Source organism: Pseudomonas sp. GW822-FHT04C11, from assembly GCF_058800905.1.
Map to the genome: position 1 here is coordinate 30,744 of NZ_JBXAMS010000015.1, position 15,208 is coordinate 45,951.

14 protein-coding genes are annotated in these 15,208 nt (G+C 59.3%); 6 read left to right on the forward strand and 8 right to left on the reverse strand.

Annotation, left to right across the window (positions count from 1 at the left end; all coding sequences use genetic code 11):
* The first annotated feature begins 161 nt into the window (after window positions 1-161).
* The 3 genes from AC1RJ3_RS21960 to AC1RJ3_RS21970 all read left to right on the forward strand — a co-directional run bounded on the left by AC1RJ3_RS21960 (window position 162) and on the right by AC1RJ3_RS21970 (window position 2,327).
* Window positions 162-785 carry a TetR/AcrR family transcriptional regulator gene (locus tag AC1RJ3_RS21960; protein WP_489110389.1) on the forward strand — a complete coding sequence of 208 codons (624 nt, stop codon included), beginning with the start codon at window positions 162-164 and terminating at the stop codon, window positions 783-785.
* Window positions 786-793: 8 nt separating this feature from the next.
* Complete coding sequence (gene mug / locus AC1RJ3_RS21965; protein WP_493080475.1) at window positions 794-1,321, forward strand: G/U mismatch-specific DNA glycosylase; 528 nt, start codon at window positions 794-796, stop codon at window positions 1,319-1,321.
* Between the two features lie 91 nt (window positions 1,322-1,412).
* A complete protein-coding gene (locus AC1RJ3_RS21970) occupies window positions 1,413-2,327 on the forward strand; it encodes a LysR family transcriptional regulator (RefSeq protein ID WP_493080477.1) in 915 nt (304 codons plus the stop codon).
* Window positions 2,328-2,397: 70 nt separating this feature from the next.
* Here the strand turns inward: AC1RJ3_RS21970 and AC1RJ3_RS21975 are convergent, their stop codons facing one another.
* The 7 genes from AC1RJ3_RS21975 to AC1RJ3_RS22005 form a co-directional block, all read right to left on the reverse strand.
* Entirely contained in the window at window positions 2,398-3,414 is a 1,017-nt protein-coding gene (locus AC1RJ3_RS21975; protein ID WP_493080479.1) for a M14 family metallopeptidase, read from the reverse strand.
* Between the two features lie 15 nt (window positions 3,415-3,429).
* Window positions 3,430-4,443, reverse strand: coding sequence for a DMT family transporter (locus tag AC1RJ3_RS21980; RefSeq protein WP_493080481.1), 1,014 nt, complete (start codon window positions 4,441-4,443; stop codon window positions 3,430-3,432).
* Window positions 4,443-5,141, reverse strand: coding sequence for an ABC transporter permease (locus AC1RJ3_RS21985; protein WP_054598369.1), 699 nt, complete (start codon window positions 5,139-5,141; stop codon window positions 4,443-4,445). The genes AC1RJ3_RS21980 and AC1RJ3_RS21985 overlap by 1 nt, the downstream gene beginning before the upstream one ends.
* A gap of 5 nt (window positions 5,142-5,146) precedes the next feature.
* Entirely contained in the window at window positions 5,147-5,860 is a 714-nt protein-coding gene (locus tag AC1RJ3_RS21990) for an ABC transporter permease (RefSeq protein WP_054597921.1), read from the reverse strand.
* 147 nt (window positions 5,861-6,007) lie between these two features.
* On the reverse strand, window positions 6,008-6,790 hold the full coding sequence (locus AC1RJ3_RS21995) for a transporter substrate-binding domain-containing protein (protein ID WP_493080484.1): 783 nt from the start codon (window positions 6,788-6,790) through the stop codon (window positions 6,008-6,010).
* Between the two features lie 26 nt (window positions 6,791-6,816).
* Window positions 6,817-8,820, reverse strand: coding sequence for an aminotransferase class I/II-fold pyridoxal phosphate-dependent enzyme (locus AC1RJ3_RS22000; RefSeq protein WP_493080486.1), 2,004 nt, complete (start codon window positions 8,818-8,820; stop codon window positions 6,817-6,819).
* 312 nt (window positions 8,821-9,132) lie between these two features.
* Complete coding sequence (locus tag AC1RJ3_RS22005; RefSeq protein WP_493080488.1) at window positions 9,133-10,047, reverse strand: LysR family transcriptional regulator; 915 nt, start codon at window positions 10,045-10,047, stop codon at window positions 9,133-9,135.
* Window positions 10,048-10,284: 237 nt separating this feature from the next.
* Between AC1RJ3_RS22005 and AC1RJ3_RS22010 the strand changes: the two genes are divergently transcribed.
* From AC1RJ3_RS22010 to AC1RJ3_RS22020, 3 genes are read left to right on the forward strand one after another with little or no spacing between them, the layout of a single operon-like run.
* Window positions 10,285-11,460, forward strand: coding sequence for a M20 aminoacylase family protein (locus AC1RJ3_RS22010; protein ID WP_347927121.1), 1,176 nt, complete (start codon window positions 10,285-10,287; stop codon window positions 11,458-11,460).
* A gap of 45 nt (window positions 11,461-11,505) precedes the next feature.
* On the forward strand, window positions 11,506-12,285 hold the full coding sequence (locus AC1RJ3_RS22015; RefSeq protein ID WP_493080490.1) for an ABC transporter substrate-binding protein: 780 nt from the start codon (window positions 11,506-11,508) through the stop codon (window positions 12,283-12,285).
* 10 nt (window positions 12,286-12,295) lie between these two features.
* Window positions 12,296-13,144: a phytanoyl-CoA dioxygenase family protein gene (locus AC1RJ3_RS22020; protein WP_493080492.1), complete on the forward strand. Its 849-nt coding sequence runs from the start codon at window positions 12,296-12,298 to the stop codon at window positions 13,142-13,144.
* Between the two features lie 41 nt (window positions 13,145-13,185).
* Here the strand turns inward: AC1RJ3_RS22020 and AC1RJ3_RS22025 are convergent, their stop codons facing one another.
* A complete protein-coding gene (locus AC1RJ3_RS22025) occupies window positions 13,186-15,144 on the reverse strand; it encodes a methyl-accepting chemotaxis protein (RefSeq protein ID WP_347927122.1) in 1,959 nt (652 codons plus the stop codon).
* Window positions 15,145-15,208: the final 64 nt, after the last annotated feature.

Sequence of the window (15,208 nt, forward strand, 5' to 3'; positions counted from 1 at the left end):
GCGTCAGGAGGATCGCTCTGCCGCACCTGTTTCATCGCCGCAACACCCAGTTCGAGCTCCGCTGCAACAAACCTGAAATTCAGGAACTTCTGGTTCCTTAATTTTGTGCGATGATGTAAGAATATGCCGTGACTCACCTTCATTCAAGGAATTTGTACAACATGGCACAAAATAAAACTGCAGAGGGCAAAGGCCGTGGCCGCCCTCGCGCGTATGACCCGCAGACAGCGCTGCAGCAGGCGCTTGGGGTTTTCTGGAGCACCGGATATTCCGGCGCGTCTCTGGATAGCATCGCAACGGCGGCCGGCATGAATCGCCCAAGCCTCTATGCGGCATTCGGTGACAAGCACGCGCTCTACATCAAAGCGCTTGAGCAGTATTGGGAATTTGCCGCGGCGGCCATGCATGAGGCGCTGACGGACAACACGCTGACGCTGGAGCAGGCGTTGATGCGTTTCTATGAGGGGCAGTTGTCGATCTACTTCTCGGGCGAAGGCCAACCGCGTGGCTGCTTTGCGATTGGTACGGCGACTACCGAGGCCGTCGAGGATGCTGAAATACGCGACGTGCTTTCGGATCGACTGAGTAGGCTCGATGCTGAACTCGAAACGCGTCTACGAGCCGCAATCGATTCCGGCGAGTTGAAAAGCGATGCCGACCCTGCAGCCCTTGCCGTACTCGCGTCATCCCTGCTGCACAGCATTTCGATACGTGCTCGGGCGGGCAAATCCCGCGAAGAATTAACGGAACTTGCACGCAATGCGGTCAGCGTGATCTGCGGTTGAGAGGTTTTATGGCGGGTGAAAGACTCGAAGATATTCTTGCCGAGCAGCTTGCCGTGATTTTCTGTGGCATCAATCCGGGCATGACGGCCGCCGCCCAGGGGCATCATTTTGCGGGTCGCGGCAATCGCTTCTGGCGCACACTGCATCTCGCCGGTTTTACGCCGGAGGAAGTACGCCCGGAACACGATCAGACGATCTTGCAGTATCAGTGTGGGTTAACCGCAGTGGTCGAACGGCCAACGGCGCGGGCGGATCAGCTGTCTACACATGAGTTCATCGCTGCCGCTGCGGACTTTGAACAAAAGATCGCACGTTATGCACCACGTTTTGTGGCGTTTCTCGGGAAAGCCGCATACAGCGCATTATCCGGTCAACGAGAAATTGCATGGGGGCTTCAGTCAAAGACCTTTGGTAATGCCTCGGTCTGGGTCCTGCCCAATCCCAGTGGACGAAATCGCGCGTTCACGCAGGATCAACTGGTCGGTGCTTACCGCCAACTCTGCCTGGCAGCAGGTTCGGATCGGTTTTCCGGTTGATCCGAGGTCACTTTACTTTTCCGTCATACAGGGGATAGATAGCGTGTTACGCCGCCTACTTGATACCTGATGTAATTAATCGAGAGATGCGATGCCCCGGCATTTTGACGATGTGCAACTCGGCAGCATTGAGCTGTTCTGTTTAGCCGTTGAGTTTGAAAGTTTCACTGCCGCTGCACAGGCAGCCGGCGTGACGCCCGCCGCCGTGAGCCGCTCGGTGTCACGCCTGGAGGAGCGTCTGGCGGTGCGCTTGTTTGTACGCACCACCCGGCAGATACGCCTGACCGAGGCAGGTCGGGTCTATTACGAGCAATGCCGGCAAGCGTTGACTCAACTGGTTGACGCGGAACGTAAAGTGACGGGCCAGCAGCAGGCGCCCTCAGGGGAATTGCGCATCAGCGCACCGACACCCTATGCGCATTTTCGACTGTTACCGCGCCTTGCCGAGTTTCGTCGACGCTATCCACTGGTCAAGGTAGTCGTGCACGTCAGCAACCGGAACATCGATTTCGCTGAGGAAGGTTACGATCTGGCGATCCGTGGTCGAGCGCCCGATGACTCGGCGCTGATTGCGCGCACACTCGAGAATGCGGAGCTGGTGGTCGTAGCCTCTCCCGAGTACCTTCGGCAGCATGGCATTCCGCAGGCACTGTCGGACCTGGAATCACACGATTGCATTCAATTTGAACTGCCCAGCAGCGGAAGGAATGTGCCGTGGACCTTCATCGTCGATCAACGGTCGGTGAGCGTGAACACCTCTGGAAATACCACCTGCCTTGAGGATTATCTGGCAACGATCACGATGGCCAGACACGGCGCCGGGATCGTGCAGGCGTACCGGTTTACCGTTCAGGCGCAAATCGAAAGCGGTGAACTGGTCGAGGTACTCGGGGAGTTTGGTGGCGCTACCCGCCCCTTCATGTTGCTGTATCCCCATGCCCGCTATCTACCGATGAAAGTCAGAGCGCTGATTGATTTCTTGACGGACCCGGAGTCGGTTCATTGATTGCCAGGTCAGGTGCTACTTCTCTGGGGGGCAAACACATACCGATTCGGAAGGCTGGCGCTTACCCCTGCTAATTCGGGTCCAGCAATCCTCCGCTCCAGTTGCGCGACACCCGGGCTCCGGTGAACTTCGCCACCACCATGCCCTGTTGCACAAGCCGGTCCCGATAGCGTGTCACCATCCGCCCCGCTTGCTCGGCAAACAGCAACACTTCGGAAGATGGATCACCCGGGCGCCCCAGAATCCGCGCAAACCGCTGCCCTTCTTCGACGAAATCGCCCAGCTCCTTTTCAAAGATCAGCACCCCGGGCTGCGGCGCGAGAATGGTCTCCATGTGGCTCATCTCTATCGCCTCGACAGGCCAATCGCCTGGCGGCAGCGGCTCATCGATCACACCGCACGCGCAAAGCCAGGCGTACAGCCCCGCAGCATCCTGCTCGGCGAACCGGTCGCTGACATCGCCCTGCCCGCGCAATTCCAGGGTCGCCGCCAGGTGCTGGTCCGTGACGCCATCGCGCAGCCAGGGCGCAATGATGGTTTCCTCGAAGGAGCCATCGCCACCGTCATCCCAGATGATTGCCACTTCCATCTTCATCGCCGCCGCCAGTTCACGGCCACGTGGCCAGAAACTGCGGTGAACATAGAAGTACGGTAGTGCCTCGTCATCGGTGTGCAGATCGAGCATCAAGTCCGCCGTGGCCGCCAGTTGTACCAGGCTTTTTTGCCAGGCCTGGACAGGAGTCGAAGGTCGGGCCATGGCTGTCGACTGGTCGAATGAACGGTTGAAATTATGGCCCGTGGCGTCGTGAAACCGACCGAGTATTCGCCCTTGGCGAAACTGTCCGATGCCCAGGGGATTGGCCTGTGGCACCACGGTCACACTGCCCTTGAGGCGGCCCTCGGCCTCGGCGACCTGGAGCCGCTGCATCAACAGGTGCAGGACCAGCATCCCGGCGATTTCATCGGCGTGAACCCCCGCCTGCAGGTGCACTTTCGGCCCGTCGCCATTGCCCTCGAATCGCCACACGCCGACCCGTACCGCGTCGCCGTTATTGTTCCGAACCGCGAACGAAATGTCCTGCGCCATACGTGTGTCCTCTCATCATGACTGTTGACCCCGACGCTCGACGGACTCTGGATCGAGGGATGCCTGAACCCCGAAACCTTCAACCCCGCCAACGAGCTCCCTGGCTGTCGTTGCGGGATAAAGGGGTTGGGTCACGGAGCATTCGGCGCCGACGACGTCTTGTGCCGGGTGACGGCCAACGATCATCGCCAAGGTGCCGCTGACCGCGATCAGCCCGGCGCCGATCATCAGCGACTCATCCATCAGCGTGCCCCAGACCAGGTTCGATAGCAGGAACGCCCAGACCAACCCGGTGTACTCGAACGGCGCCAGCAAAATCGCCGTGGCCCGCTGAAAACTGGCGAACAGCAAGAACTGCCCGATACCGCCCACCAACCCGGCACCGAGCATCCCCAGCCAGGCCGAAGTCGGCGACGGAGTGTGGGTCCAAGGCAACGCCAGCATCATGCAAATGACAAACACCCCATTGGTGATCAGCATCTGTTCCAGCACTGACGTCTGGTCATCCACCTGCCGCAACTGGATGTAGGTGAAAGCCCAGCACATCGCTGCCAACAGCGTCAGCACGATCGGCAAGGGCTCGGTCATATTGCTGGGGCGACAGGCAATCATCACGCCGACAAAGCCGATGACCAGGGTGAACCACTGCCAGCCGCTGGCACGTTCCTTGAGGATGACGACCGCCAGCACCGTGACCATGATCGGCGCCGAAAAATACAGCGTGGTCATCTCCGCCAGAGTCAGGTCCCGGGCTGCCGTGTAATACAGCAGCCAGGCAACAAGCGACAGCAACCCGCGCACCACCAGCAAGCGCCGGCTCGGTGAACGCCAGGCCCGTTGAACCAGCCGCAGGCGTCCGGCCAGCAGACAGGCGAGTACCACCACGAGGCTGCGCCAGAACAGGATGCTGACCACCGAGTAGTCGGCCACCAACCACTTGATGCTCGCATCCTGCAACGCCAGAAATGCGTAACCCAAGGTGCACAGGCCGATGCCCTGCAACGACCGGTCAACCCGTGGCGCGCTCATTACACCGCCCTGCGCAGCGGCGTCCCGCGCCGTTCGGCAAAGGCGAACAGCGCCTCGATCAGGAACGTCAGGCAGACATACACCCCGGCCACCAGCAGCAACGGTTGATAGACTTGCAGGGTCTGGGCACGGACCACGTTGGCGGCGCCCAGCAGATCGATCACCGCGATGGTCGAGGCCAGCGCCGTGGACTTCAGCAACATCACGGTCTCCCCGGCCAATGTCGGCAACAGCAACCGCATGGCCCGTGGCAAGCGCACCCGCAGCAAGGACTGGCGCGGGGTCATGCCAAACGCCGAGGCGGCTTCCATTTCACCCTTTGGCACCGCCAGCAGGCCGCCGCGAATCACTTCGCCCACATAGGCCCCCACCGACAGCACCAGGGCGAACACGATGTACCAGTAGCCGTCACGCAGATAAGGCCAGAGAAAACTGCCACGGATCAGCGGAAACTGCGCAAACAGACTGCCAAGCCCGTAATAGAAGATGTAGATCTGGATCAGCAACGGTGTCCCGCGAAACACGCTGGTGTAGAACAGGCTGGCCTTGGCGATGACGTTATTCTTCGAGATCCGGGCCAGCGCCACCAGCACCGCCAGCACAAAACCGAACGCACTGGCAAACAACAGCAGGGTGATGCTCGTTTGCAGCCCTCGGCCCAACAGCGCCGCGTATTCAACTATCCACGCTGGAATCATTTCATTCACTCAGCCAAAGGCATCCAGCGACGAGTACGTCGCTCAAGCCGTCCCGACAGGTAGTTGGACACCAACGTCACCACGTAATACATCGCCGCGGCCGTGAGGTAGAACAACAGGTAGTGACGCGTCGAACCCGCCCCTTGCTTGGCGGTGTACAACAGCTCGTTGGTGCCGACCACGCTGATCAATGCACTGTCCTTGATCAGGTTGATCCACAGGTTGGCCATCCCGGCCATCGCATAGGGCGCCATGATCGGCAGCGTTACGCGCCGGAACAGTCCGAACCCACTCTGGCCGAACGCCCTCGCCGCCTCGATCTGACCAAAGGGAATCGCCTGGATCGCTGCCCGAAAAATCTCCGAGGCATAGGCGCCTTGCACCAGGCCCAGCACCAGGATTGCCGCCAGAGGACCGCTGACATCCATCGCGCCGTAACCCATCCGGGCCATCAGCGAATTGAGGAGCATGGAACCGACGTAGTACAGCAACAGGATCAGCAACAACTCCGGAACTGCCCGGAACAATGTGGTGTAGCCACGCATCAGTGCCGCAATCGGTTTGGGCGCATTCAACTTGAGACAGGCCACCACCAGGCCAATGAACAGCCCGACCACAAAGGCCCCGGCCGATATCTGCAGGGTCATCCAGAGCCCCTTCAACAGCGCACTGCCCCATCCTTGTTCGCTGAAATCGATCAACTCGAACATTGCTGGCATTTCAACTCTCCGGTCGGTGGCCGTGAAAACACCACCTCATCCTTAGTGGGAGCGTGGCTTGCCCGCGAAGCTTTTGGCGGCCTCAAGGGCCTCATCGCGGGCAAGCCCGGCTCCCACAGGGATCTGCGTTTCACATAGGATTTGCGCTTAGAACGCGGGCTTCACGCTGGTCCCGAAGTAGCTTTGGGAGAGGTCGTCATAGTCCTTGCTCGCCAGCAGGGTCTTGATCGCCTTGTCGAGATTGGCCTTGAGCTCGGTGTCATCCTTGCGCAGACCGGCGCCCACGCCTTTGCCGAAGATCGGGTCATAAGGCACCGTGCCCAGGTAGGCCAGGTCCTTGGCATCCGGTGTCTTGACGAATGCCGCCATGGCCGTGCCGTCCGCCATCATCAGGTCGACGCGACCGGCAATCAGGTCGGCGTTGGCCGAGTCCTGGGTGTCGTAATACTTCACGTCGGCAATTTTCTCGTAGTAAGCCTTCAGGTAGCTGGCGCTCACCGTCGAGTTCTGCACCGCGATGATCTTGCCCTTGAGGTCATCCGGGTACTTGTTCACCACCGTGCCCTTGGGCCCGACAAGCGCAATCGCCGAATCGTAGTAAGCCTTGCTGAACGCGATCTGTTTTTCGCGCTCTTCGGTCACCGACATGGAAGAGAAAATCACGTCGATCTTCTTCGCCAGCAGCGACGGGATGATCCCGTCCCACGCCACTTCCTTGATCTCGCACTCGGCTTTCATTTCGCTGCACAGCTTGTGGATCAGGTCGACTTCAAAGCCTTTCCATTCACCATTGGCCTGCTTCTCGGTGTACGGCGGATACGGTTCGGCGGCGACCGCGAACCTGATCGGCTGGGCCTGTGCCGCGCTCATGCCGGCCAGCATTACGCAGGCCACGCCGGTCAACCAGTTTGCCAAACGTCGATTTCCCATGATTGTTCCCCGTTTTTTTTATGTTATTAGCGAGTCTGATGAGCGTTGACGAACTGCCGGCAACGTTCGCTGCGTGGGTGTACGAACACTTCGTCCGGCGAACCGGCTTCCTCGATCAACCCTTGATGCAAGTAGGCGACTTTGGAAGAAACATCGCGTGCGAAGGCCATCTCATGGGTCACCAGGATCATGGTCCGGCCTTCTTCGGCGAGAGAGCGGATCACCCGCAGCACTTCGCCGACCAGTTCCGGGTCAAGTGCCGAGGTGGGTTCATCGAACAGCATGACCTTGGGCCGCATGGCCAGGGCCCGGGCGATGGCCACCCGTTGTTGCTGTCCCCCGGAGAGAAACGCCGGGTACTCGTTGCGCTTGGCCGCAAGCCCGACGCGTTCAAGCAAGGCTTCGGCCCGTTCAGTGGCCTCCGCACGGCTTTCACGCAGGACCTGAGTCGGCGCTTCGATGAGGTTTTCCAGCACCGTGCGATGGGGCCAGAGGTTGAAGTTCTGGAACACCATGCCCAGGCTCGAACGGATCCGTACCAGTTGTTTGGCATCGGACACCAGCGGCGCGCCGGGACGCTCGAAGTTCAACTGAATGCTTTCGCCGTCCACCAGAATGCGTCCCTGGTCCGGCACTTCGAGCATGTTGATGCAGCGCAACAAGGTACTTTTACCCGAGCCGCTGGCGCCGATCAGCGAGATCACATCGCCTTCGCGGGCCGTCAGGGAGACGCCTTTGAGGACTTCGATATTGCCGAAGCGTTTGTGCAGGCCATCAACCTCGATCATGGTCTTGGCCGCGACCGGCTCAATGGTCGCTTGGCTGGTCACACGAGTGATCGCCGGTCGCGGCGCTTCGCCTTTCAACACCCGGACAAAATCGCGAATACGCTGGCAGGCCTGGGCCAGTCGTTCTTCACCGAGCGTGAACGAGAGCCGCACAAAGCCTTGTGCCGGTTCGCCGAAAGCCGCCGCATCGAGAACCGATACCCGCGCCTCGCGCAACAAACGCCAGGCGAACTCCAGAGAACTCAGGCCAGTGCCCCGCACGTCCACCAGCACGAACATGCCGGCATCGGGCGTGAGCACTGAAATACCCGGGCAATCGGACAAGCCTTTCACCACCAGATCACGACGACGGCGATAGATTTCGCGCATGCCGTGGGTCACCTCCTCATGGGCCTGCACAGCCTTGAGCGCGGCCTCCATGACAAACCCCGGCAAGCCGTAGAGCATGCTCAGCATCAGGGTTTCGGCATGCGCCACCAGGGTTTCATCGGCGACGATCCAGCCGATCCGCCAGCCGGTCATGGCATGGGATTTCGACAGGCTGCCGATGACCACGCAACGCTCGGCCATGCCCGGCAAAGCCGCCAGACTGAGATGTTCGCGTTCGAACGCCAGGCTCTCATAGACCTCATCCACCACAACCCACAGGTCATGGGTGATGGCGAGGTCGGCGATGGCTTGCAGCTCTTCGCGGTTGAGCACCACGCCGGTGGGGTTGTTCGGATTGGAGAGGAAAATCGCCCGGGTGCGCGGGGTTATGGCCTTGGCCAGCACCGCAGCATCGAGCCGGAAACCCGAATCCGCCGCGCAAGGCACCCGCACCAGCGTCGCGCCGGAGGCCTTGAGCGTCGCCTCGTAAGTCACGTACATCGGGTCCAGGGCAAGCACTTCGTCGCCGGCAGCCAGCAAGCACAGCGAGGTGATGAACAGTGCGTTCTGCGCCCCTGCCACGTTGATGACGTTTGACGCTTGCAGCTCACGGTCGAACAGTTGGCTGTATCGCGCGGCGATGGCTTCGCGCAAGGCCAGGCGACCGGCGATTTCGGTGTAGTGCGTGTCGCCCTCACGCAGCGCATCAACCGCGGCATCGGTGATGAAGTCTGGAGTGGGGAAATCCGGGTCCCCGACGCTGAGGATGATGACATCCTCGCCACGGCGCTGGGCGTCAAACGCCGCATTGTGAATATCCCAGGCAGCAACGCCCTGGCCTGAGATCCGCTCAACAAAGGGTGAAAACCGCATGCCAGTGCCTCGTTCGGGAAGAAGAAACGCAAGCCCGCAACCAGCCGGGGAAGAAGGTGGAACGAACATAGTCCAAGCTGAACAGTCGTTCAACAGAAAAGTCACGAGGGTTCGCGTTCAGCGTCAACAGGTCGTTTTTACGACAGTCGAGGCACTTTCCAGTACTCGAATGACAGGCAAAAGTGAGGTTGCGGTGACGCTAATGACGGCAGGCAACCCGAGTGGATTGCGCGAAATGGACGTTGCAGGTTCCGCTGCCGCGCCAGCGGTCATTGCGATGTGACGATGAAACCAGGGTTTCGAAAACAGTGATCAGACCAGCAGATCGACGGTCTGCAACATGCGCCGATAAGGCGAGTCCGGATGCCCCATCTCGAAGTGAATGGTTTCGATCAGACATTCCAGAAACCGCTCGGCCGCCGGCCGCAGGGGCTGTCCGCTTCGGCTGATGGCTCCCACCGAGGCGCTGCTGACCGGTTCGCGCAACGGCAAGGCGCACAAACCTTCTCGCTGAGCGCAAATCTCCACCAGTGGCCAAGGAAAGATGCTCAACATGTCGGTTTCACGCAGCAGACTCAAGATGATCGATAGCGAATGGGCATAATGCACATGCCCTTGCGTTGTAATCGTCCCGTCTTGCTGCGACGCCAAAATCCAGTCGGCCAACGCCAATTCCTCTATGGCTCGACAGTTCGACAAGGGATGTTGCTGACGGGCCACCACCGCGCAGTCAGCGGTGAACAGCGGGAGATAGGTCAGGTCGGCGCTGGAACACCGGGTATCAAGCCGTCCGATAAAAAGATCGACGCTCGCATCCCGCACCCGCGGACAGGCGACGGACGAAAGGCCTTCATGCAATTCAAGTTGCACGTTTGGAAACAGTTGGCGAAAACGCACGACTGCCTTGGGCATGAGCGTCATCGCTAACCACGGTGTGACGGCTACCGACAAACGTCCAACCAGTTCCCCGTTGCAATCAGCCAACACTTGACGGGCATTGACCATCTGCGCCACCAGCAAGCGTGACTGAATCAACAGCTTCTTGCCGAGTTCGGTAAACACAATCCCGGTGGTATTGCGGATCAGCAATTGCGTAGCGGTGTCTGCCTCCAGCTTCTGTATCGCCTTGGTGACTGCGGCCGGCGAGGTGTCGAGCCTTTTTGCGGCACCGCGAATGCTGCCTGCATCGGCCACTGCCACCAGTGCGTTGAGTTGATAGAACTTCATAGTGTCCACCGGTGTTAACCCAGGGTTGCCTTGTTCACTTTCGATTGCCTACTGGCCTTGGCTTTGGCCCTCTAAGCTCAGACCAACGCCACCTGGGCTTCTGGCATCACCAGAGGACCGTATCAGAAAAAGCCCAGGCATTTTGATGAAACGCATGATGTCGTGAGCCATAGCGTTGGATGTGGCCCTGGCGACAGATTTGTTTCTCCTCCTGGTCACAAAGGAAAGACGCTGCCAATGACTCAGTTCATGCCGCTATTAAAAGAGATCGAGCACGAAATGCGCGAACTCCGCCACCATCTCCATGCCAACCCTGAACTCGGTTATCAGGAGGTCGAGACCAGTGAGCTGGTCGCCGAGCGATTGACCCGATGGGGATATGAAGTGACGCGTGGCTACGCCGAAACCGCGGTTATCGCCACGCTTAAAAAAGGTACCAGCCCTCGTGTGCTCGGCATTAGGGCTGACATGGACGCACTGCCTATTCTAGAGAAAACCGGCCTCCCCTATGCGAGCCGGATACCCGGCAAAATGCATGCGTGTGGCCATGACGGGCATACCGTGATGCTCCTCGCCGCTGCATACGCCCTTGCCCATGGTCATCCGTTCGATGGCACCGTACACCTGATTTTCCAGCCAGCCGAAGAAGGCCTGGCCGGCGCCCGAAGAATGATTCAGGAAGGTGTGCTACAAAAATTCCCCTGCGATGCGGTATTCGCTGCACACAACATGCCTGGCTATCCCGTCGGAAAACTCGGGTTCCGAGCCGGGCCCTTCATGGCCTCCGCCGACCAGGTCAATGTCACGATTCACGGAAAAGGCGGTCACGGCGCAATGCCGCATTTGAGCGTCGACCCTGTGGTGGTCTGCGCAAGCATCATCATGGCCTTGCAGACAATCGTCTCGCGCAACGTTTCACCTCAGGACATGAGTGTTATCACCGTCGGGGCGATTAACGCCGGCAAGGCGTCCAATGTGATCCCGGACAGCGCGCACATGCTGATGTCGGTCCGCTCGCTGAACAATGCGGTCCGAGACCGTCTGGAGAGCCAGATAAAACGCCTCATCCACGCCCAGGCGGAAGCGTTCGGCGCGACAGCCGAGATTCACTACAGTGCCGACTACCCGTTGCTGGTGAATGACGAAGAAATGACCCGCTTCGCCAGCCAGGTGGCCATCGACTGGCTCGGTGAGGACGAAGTAATGAGAGACATCGTGCCCTTCAATGGCAGCGAGGATTTCGCCTATTTCCTGCAGCAATGCCCAGGCTGTTACCTGATCATCGGCAATGGCGACGGTGAAAAGAGCTGCATGGCTCACGACCCACGCTACGACTTCAATGACGACATCCTGATCCGTGGCGCTGGCTATTGGGTCAAGTTGACCGAGGCTTTTTTACCGCTTAACGCTTGAGCAAAGACCTGCAAACCGTGAAAACCAATAAAAAACGAGGTCATCATGCAGCTACGCACACTTCAATACACCGTCATGCTGTTCGGGCTGATCATCACCCCGCTATCGCAGGCGCAACAAGTGATCAAGTTCGGCGTTGACCCCAGCTATCCTCCGTTCGAGCAAAAGCAGCCGGACGGTTCATTAAGTGGTTTTGATATCGATCTGGGCAACGCCCTGTGTGCCGAATTAAGCGTCAAATGCATCTGGGTCGAGCAGAACTTCGATGGCATGGTCCCGGCGTTGAAAGCGAAGAAATTCGACGCGATCCTGTCGGCATTCAGCGCCACCGAGGCGCGTCGCCAGCAGGTCGATTTCAGCCATAAGATCTACACCGCGCCGTCTTCTCTCGTCGCCAGGAAAAACGCCGGATTGCTGCCGACGGCAGCGTCATTGAAAGGGAAATCCGTAGGCGTTGTTCAAGGCTCACTGCAAGAAAGCTTTGCCAAGTCGGAATGGGGCAGCCAAGGCGTCGAGATCCTTTCCTACCAAACCCAGGACCAGGTGTTTTCAGACCTCATCAACGGGCGCCTGGAGGCTGCGTTCCAGGCCTCGGTGCAGGCCGATATCGGGTTATTGCAAAAGCCTCAAGGTCAAGGATTTTCCTTCGCGGGTGACCCCATCACCGACAAACGCATCATTGGCGATGGCGTCGCAATCGGTGTCAGAAAAAACGAGCCTGATCTGCGAGAGCAGCTGAATACCGCCATTGCCGGCATTCGCCAATCAGGCCAATACGACCGAATTGCAAAGCAGTATTTCAACTTTGATATTTATGGCGAGTGAGGTAATCCCCATGAACGAAATGACTCAATGCGCTGAGCCTCATCTTGCCGTCCCCGTCAGTGACGAGATTGTGCGCGCCTTCCAGACTCAGGGCGCGGTGTGCATCCGCAATGCGTTTTCTGCGCAGCAAATCAGCGAACTGACCCAAGGCATCGAATTGAACCTTGCCCATCCCAGCCCTCGCGCAAAAGTGGCGAGCAGCGCCAGCGACCCGGGATGGTTCTTCGAGGATTTTTGTAACTGGCAAGAGAATGAGCACTATCGCAAGTTCATTTTCAACTCCGCCATCGCGCCTATTGCCGCCGCCCTGTTGAACAGCCAACGCGTGCGCCTGCACCATGACCACTTGCTGGTCAAGGAGCCCAATACGCGCCAGCGCACGCCTTGGCATCAGGACCAGCCTTACTACAACATCAGTGGCTCGGACACCGTGAGCTTCTGGATTCCCGTCGATCCAGTGCCCAGGGAATCGACCCTCGAGTTTATAGCGGGTTCACACAAGGGCCCCTGGTTGATGCCTCGGTCTTTCATGGACAGCCAGGCCAAATGGTTTGCCGAGGGAACCCTGGACGAGCTACCGGACATCGAAAACCATCGCGACGATTTTCCCATCCTGGGATGGGCATTGTCGCCGGGCGACATGGTGTGTTTTAACATGTTGACCTTGCATGCCTCTGCCGGGGTCGGAGGACAAAACCGCCGCCGCGCGTTTTCAGTAAGGGTCATAGGCGATGACGTCCGGCATGCTCCCAGACCCTGGGCCACCTCACCCGATTTCCCTGGACTGCGAGAGACCCTGGCACCCGATGCTCCTCTGGAGCACGCGCTGTTCCCGACACTTTGGCATCGCGGGATTTAATCTCCGAGCGATGCATAACGACTGAGCACCAGCGCCGACAGCTATAGACGGAAGCGCAGCACCAGGGCTTGCTGGTTGTTGGCTACTTGCTGCAGGTGCTCGCCGCTGCTGCGGGTATGTGCCGCATTGCGCCGGTTATCACGGGTCATGTCGTGCAAGCGGTGCATATGCTGATTCACCTCCTGTGTGGTTCCGGCCTGTTCGTTCGCAGCGACAGCGATCTGCACCGCGAGGGCGTGCACGCCTTGCAGGGAGTTATCCAACTGGCTGAGCGAGGTCAGCACGACCTGGGTTTCACGCTCCAGCGAATGCGCTTGTTCGGCCGAGGCCTGCATCGCCTGCAAGGCTTCGGTGGACGAACTTTGCAAGGTGCTGGTGATGGCAACAATTTCTTCGGTGGCGCTGCTGGTGCGTTGAGCAAGGTTACGCACTTCATCGGCGACCACCGCAAAGCCACGGCCTTGTTCCCCGGCGCGCGCGGCTTCGATAGCGGCGTTGAGCGCCAGCAGGTTGGTTTGTTCGGCAATGCCCCGGATCACCGCGAGCACGCTGCCGATTTGCAGGGCGTCGCTGGTCAGGGTGTCGACCACTCTGCCCGCCCGACCGATGTCATTCAGCAGGCGTCCCTGCTGGCCGATCATCTGTTGCAAGGTGCCCTGCATCTCGCCAAAGGCACCCCGTGCGGCAGTACTGCCTTGTGCGCTGTCGGCAGCGTTGCGGGCGATGTCCTGCACGGTGCAGGACATTTGTTCGACGGCGCTGACAACCATTTCCAGCGACTCTTGCTGCAGATCGAGGCGTTCACTGGTTTGCCCGGCGGCACTTAGAATCTCACTGCTGGCCTGACCAACGTCCTGGCTGGATTGGCGCAGACGCTCAATCACATCGCGCCAGGCCAGGGCCATTTCATGCAGGGCCAGCATCAAGCCCGCCTGTTGTCGGTGCTCGGTCGGCAGGTTCAGCTCGCCTGCGGCCAAGCGACGGGCCAGCACGGTCATATTGCTCGGTTCGCCGCCCAGCGGGCGCATCACACTGCGGCTGACCAGCCAGGTGGCGATGGCAACGGCGGCGACGGTCAGCAGGCCGAGCAGCAAGACCTGCCACATCAACTGACGTACCGGGGCAAACGCCTGGGTCTGATCCATTTCGGCAATCAGGGCCCAATGGTTGTCATCGAAGGCGATGGGGACAAACACTTTCAGCGCAGTGTTACCGTCCAGCCCCGGTTCGGCGAGACGCCCCTGCTGGCCTGCCAGGGCATTGCTGACGGCACTGCCCGTGAGACCGGTTTGTGCATTGAGGCTGCGGTTGACCTGGCGTTCAGGGAAACGTGCCGAGTCCGAGCGCAAGCCGGCATCACTGCCGACCAGGTAGGTTTCGCCTTTTTCCCCCAGGCCCTGGCGGGTTTGCATCACGTTATTGAGCGGGGCGATGGGTAACTCCAGAACCAGGATCATTTGTAGCTCACCGTTCGACATGACGGGGGTGGCCAGATACTGGGTCGGCTCTTTGCTCGATGGGTTGTACTGCAGGTCGCTGATCAACGGTTTGCCGCTATCGCGGCTTTGCTTCACCAGACGCGCCAGCGAGGTGTCGCGCAGGCTGTCTTCACCGAGGTTGTGCTTTTCGTCACTGTCGCTCTGCACACTGAGCATGATGGTGCCATCGGGCATGATCAGTTTCAGCTCGCGATAACCAAAGGTGCTGATGAAGTGTTGAAACATCGGGCGGTCGTAATGGGCGGTGCTGATCAGCGCGGTGTCGTCGAGTCCCTGGTAACTGTTGCTCAGGTTACTGGCCAGGGTGCTGATCTGGTTGCGCCGTTCCTGCCAGTTATCCAGCAATTGCTGCTGTTTGATATGGGCAACCGCCTCGAGAGCGTTCAGCGTCTGCTCGCGCAAGGCCGTACTGGCTTGTTGATAGACCGTAAAGGCCATGCCCAGAACCGGGATCAAACCGATCAGCAGGTAGCTTAGGGCTAACTTCAAGCGTAACGGCATGTTCAACGACTCCACGGGTAGAAGGGTTACAGATCAAGGCATCTGTAAAATATTCTGCAAGAAC

Coding starts and splice junctions, on each gene's coding strand:
- AC1RJ3_RS21960 (WP_489110389.1), top strand. CDS start 162: ATGGCACAAAATAAAACTGCAGAGGGCAAAGGCCGTGGCCGCCCTCGC.
- mug (WP_493080475.1), top strand. CDS start 794: ATGGCGGGTGAAAGACTCGAAGATATTCTTGCCGAGCAGCTTGCCGTG.
- AC1RJ3_RS21970 (WP_493080477.1), top strand. CDS start 1,413: ATGCCCCGGCATTTTGACGATGTGCAACTCGGCAGCATTGAGCTGTTC.
- AC1RJ3_RS21975 (WP_493080479.1), bottom strand. CDS start 3,414: ATGGCGCAGGACATTTCGTTCGCGGTTCGGAACAATAACGGCGACGCG.
- AC1RJ3_RS21980 (WP_493080481.1), bottom strand. CDS start 4,443: ATGAGCGCGCCACGGGTTGACCGGTCGTTGCAGGGCATCGGCCTGTGC.
- AC1RJ3_RS21985 (WP_054598369.1), bottom strand. CDS start 5,141: ATGATTCCAGCGTGGATAGTTGAATACGCGGCGCTGTTGGGCCGAGGG.
- AC1RJ3_RS21990 (WP_054597921.1), bottom strand. CDS start 5,860: ATGCCAGCAATGTTCGAGTTGATCGATTTCAGCGAACAAGGATGGGGC.
- AC1RJ3_RS21995 (WP_493080484.1), bottom strand. CDS start 6,790: ATGGGAAATCGACGTTTGGCAAACTGGTTGACCGGCGTGGCCTGCGTA.
- AC1RJ3_RS22000 (WP_493080486.1), bottom strand. CDS start 8,820: ATGCGGTTTTCACCCTTTGTTGAGCGGATCTCAGGCCAGGGCGTTGCT.
- AC1RJ3_RS22005 (WP_493080488.1), bottom strand. CDS start 10,047: ATGAAGTTCTATCAACTCAACGCACTGGTGGCAGTGGCCGATGCAGGC.
- AC1RJ3_RS22010 (WP_347927121.1), top strand. CDS start 10,285: ATGACTCAGTTCATGCCGCTATTAAAAGAGATCGAGCACGAAATGCGC.
- AC1RJ3_RS22015 (WP_493080490.1), top strand. CDS start 11,506: ATGCAGCTACGCACACTTCAATACACCGTCATGCTGTTCGGGCTGATC.
- AC1RJ3_RS22020 (WP_493080492.1), top strand. CDS start 12,296: ATGAACGAAATGACTCAATGCGCTGAGCCTCATCTTGCCGTCCCCGTC.
- AC1RJ3_RS22025 (WP_347927122.1), bottom strand. CDS start 15,144: ATGCCGTTACGCTTGAAGTTAGCCCTAAGCTACCTGCTGATCGGTTTG.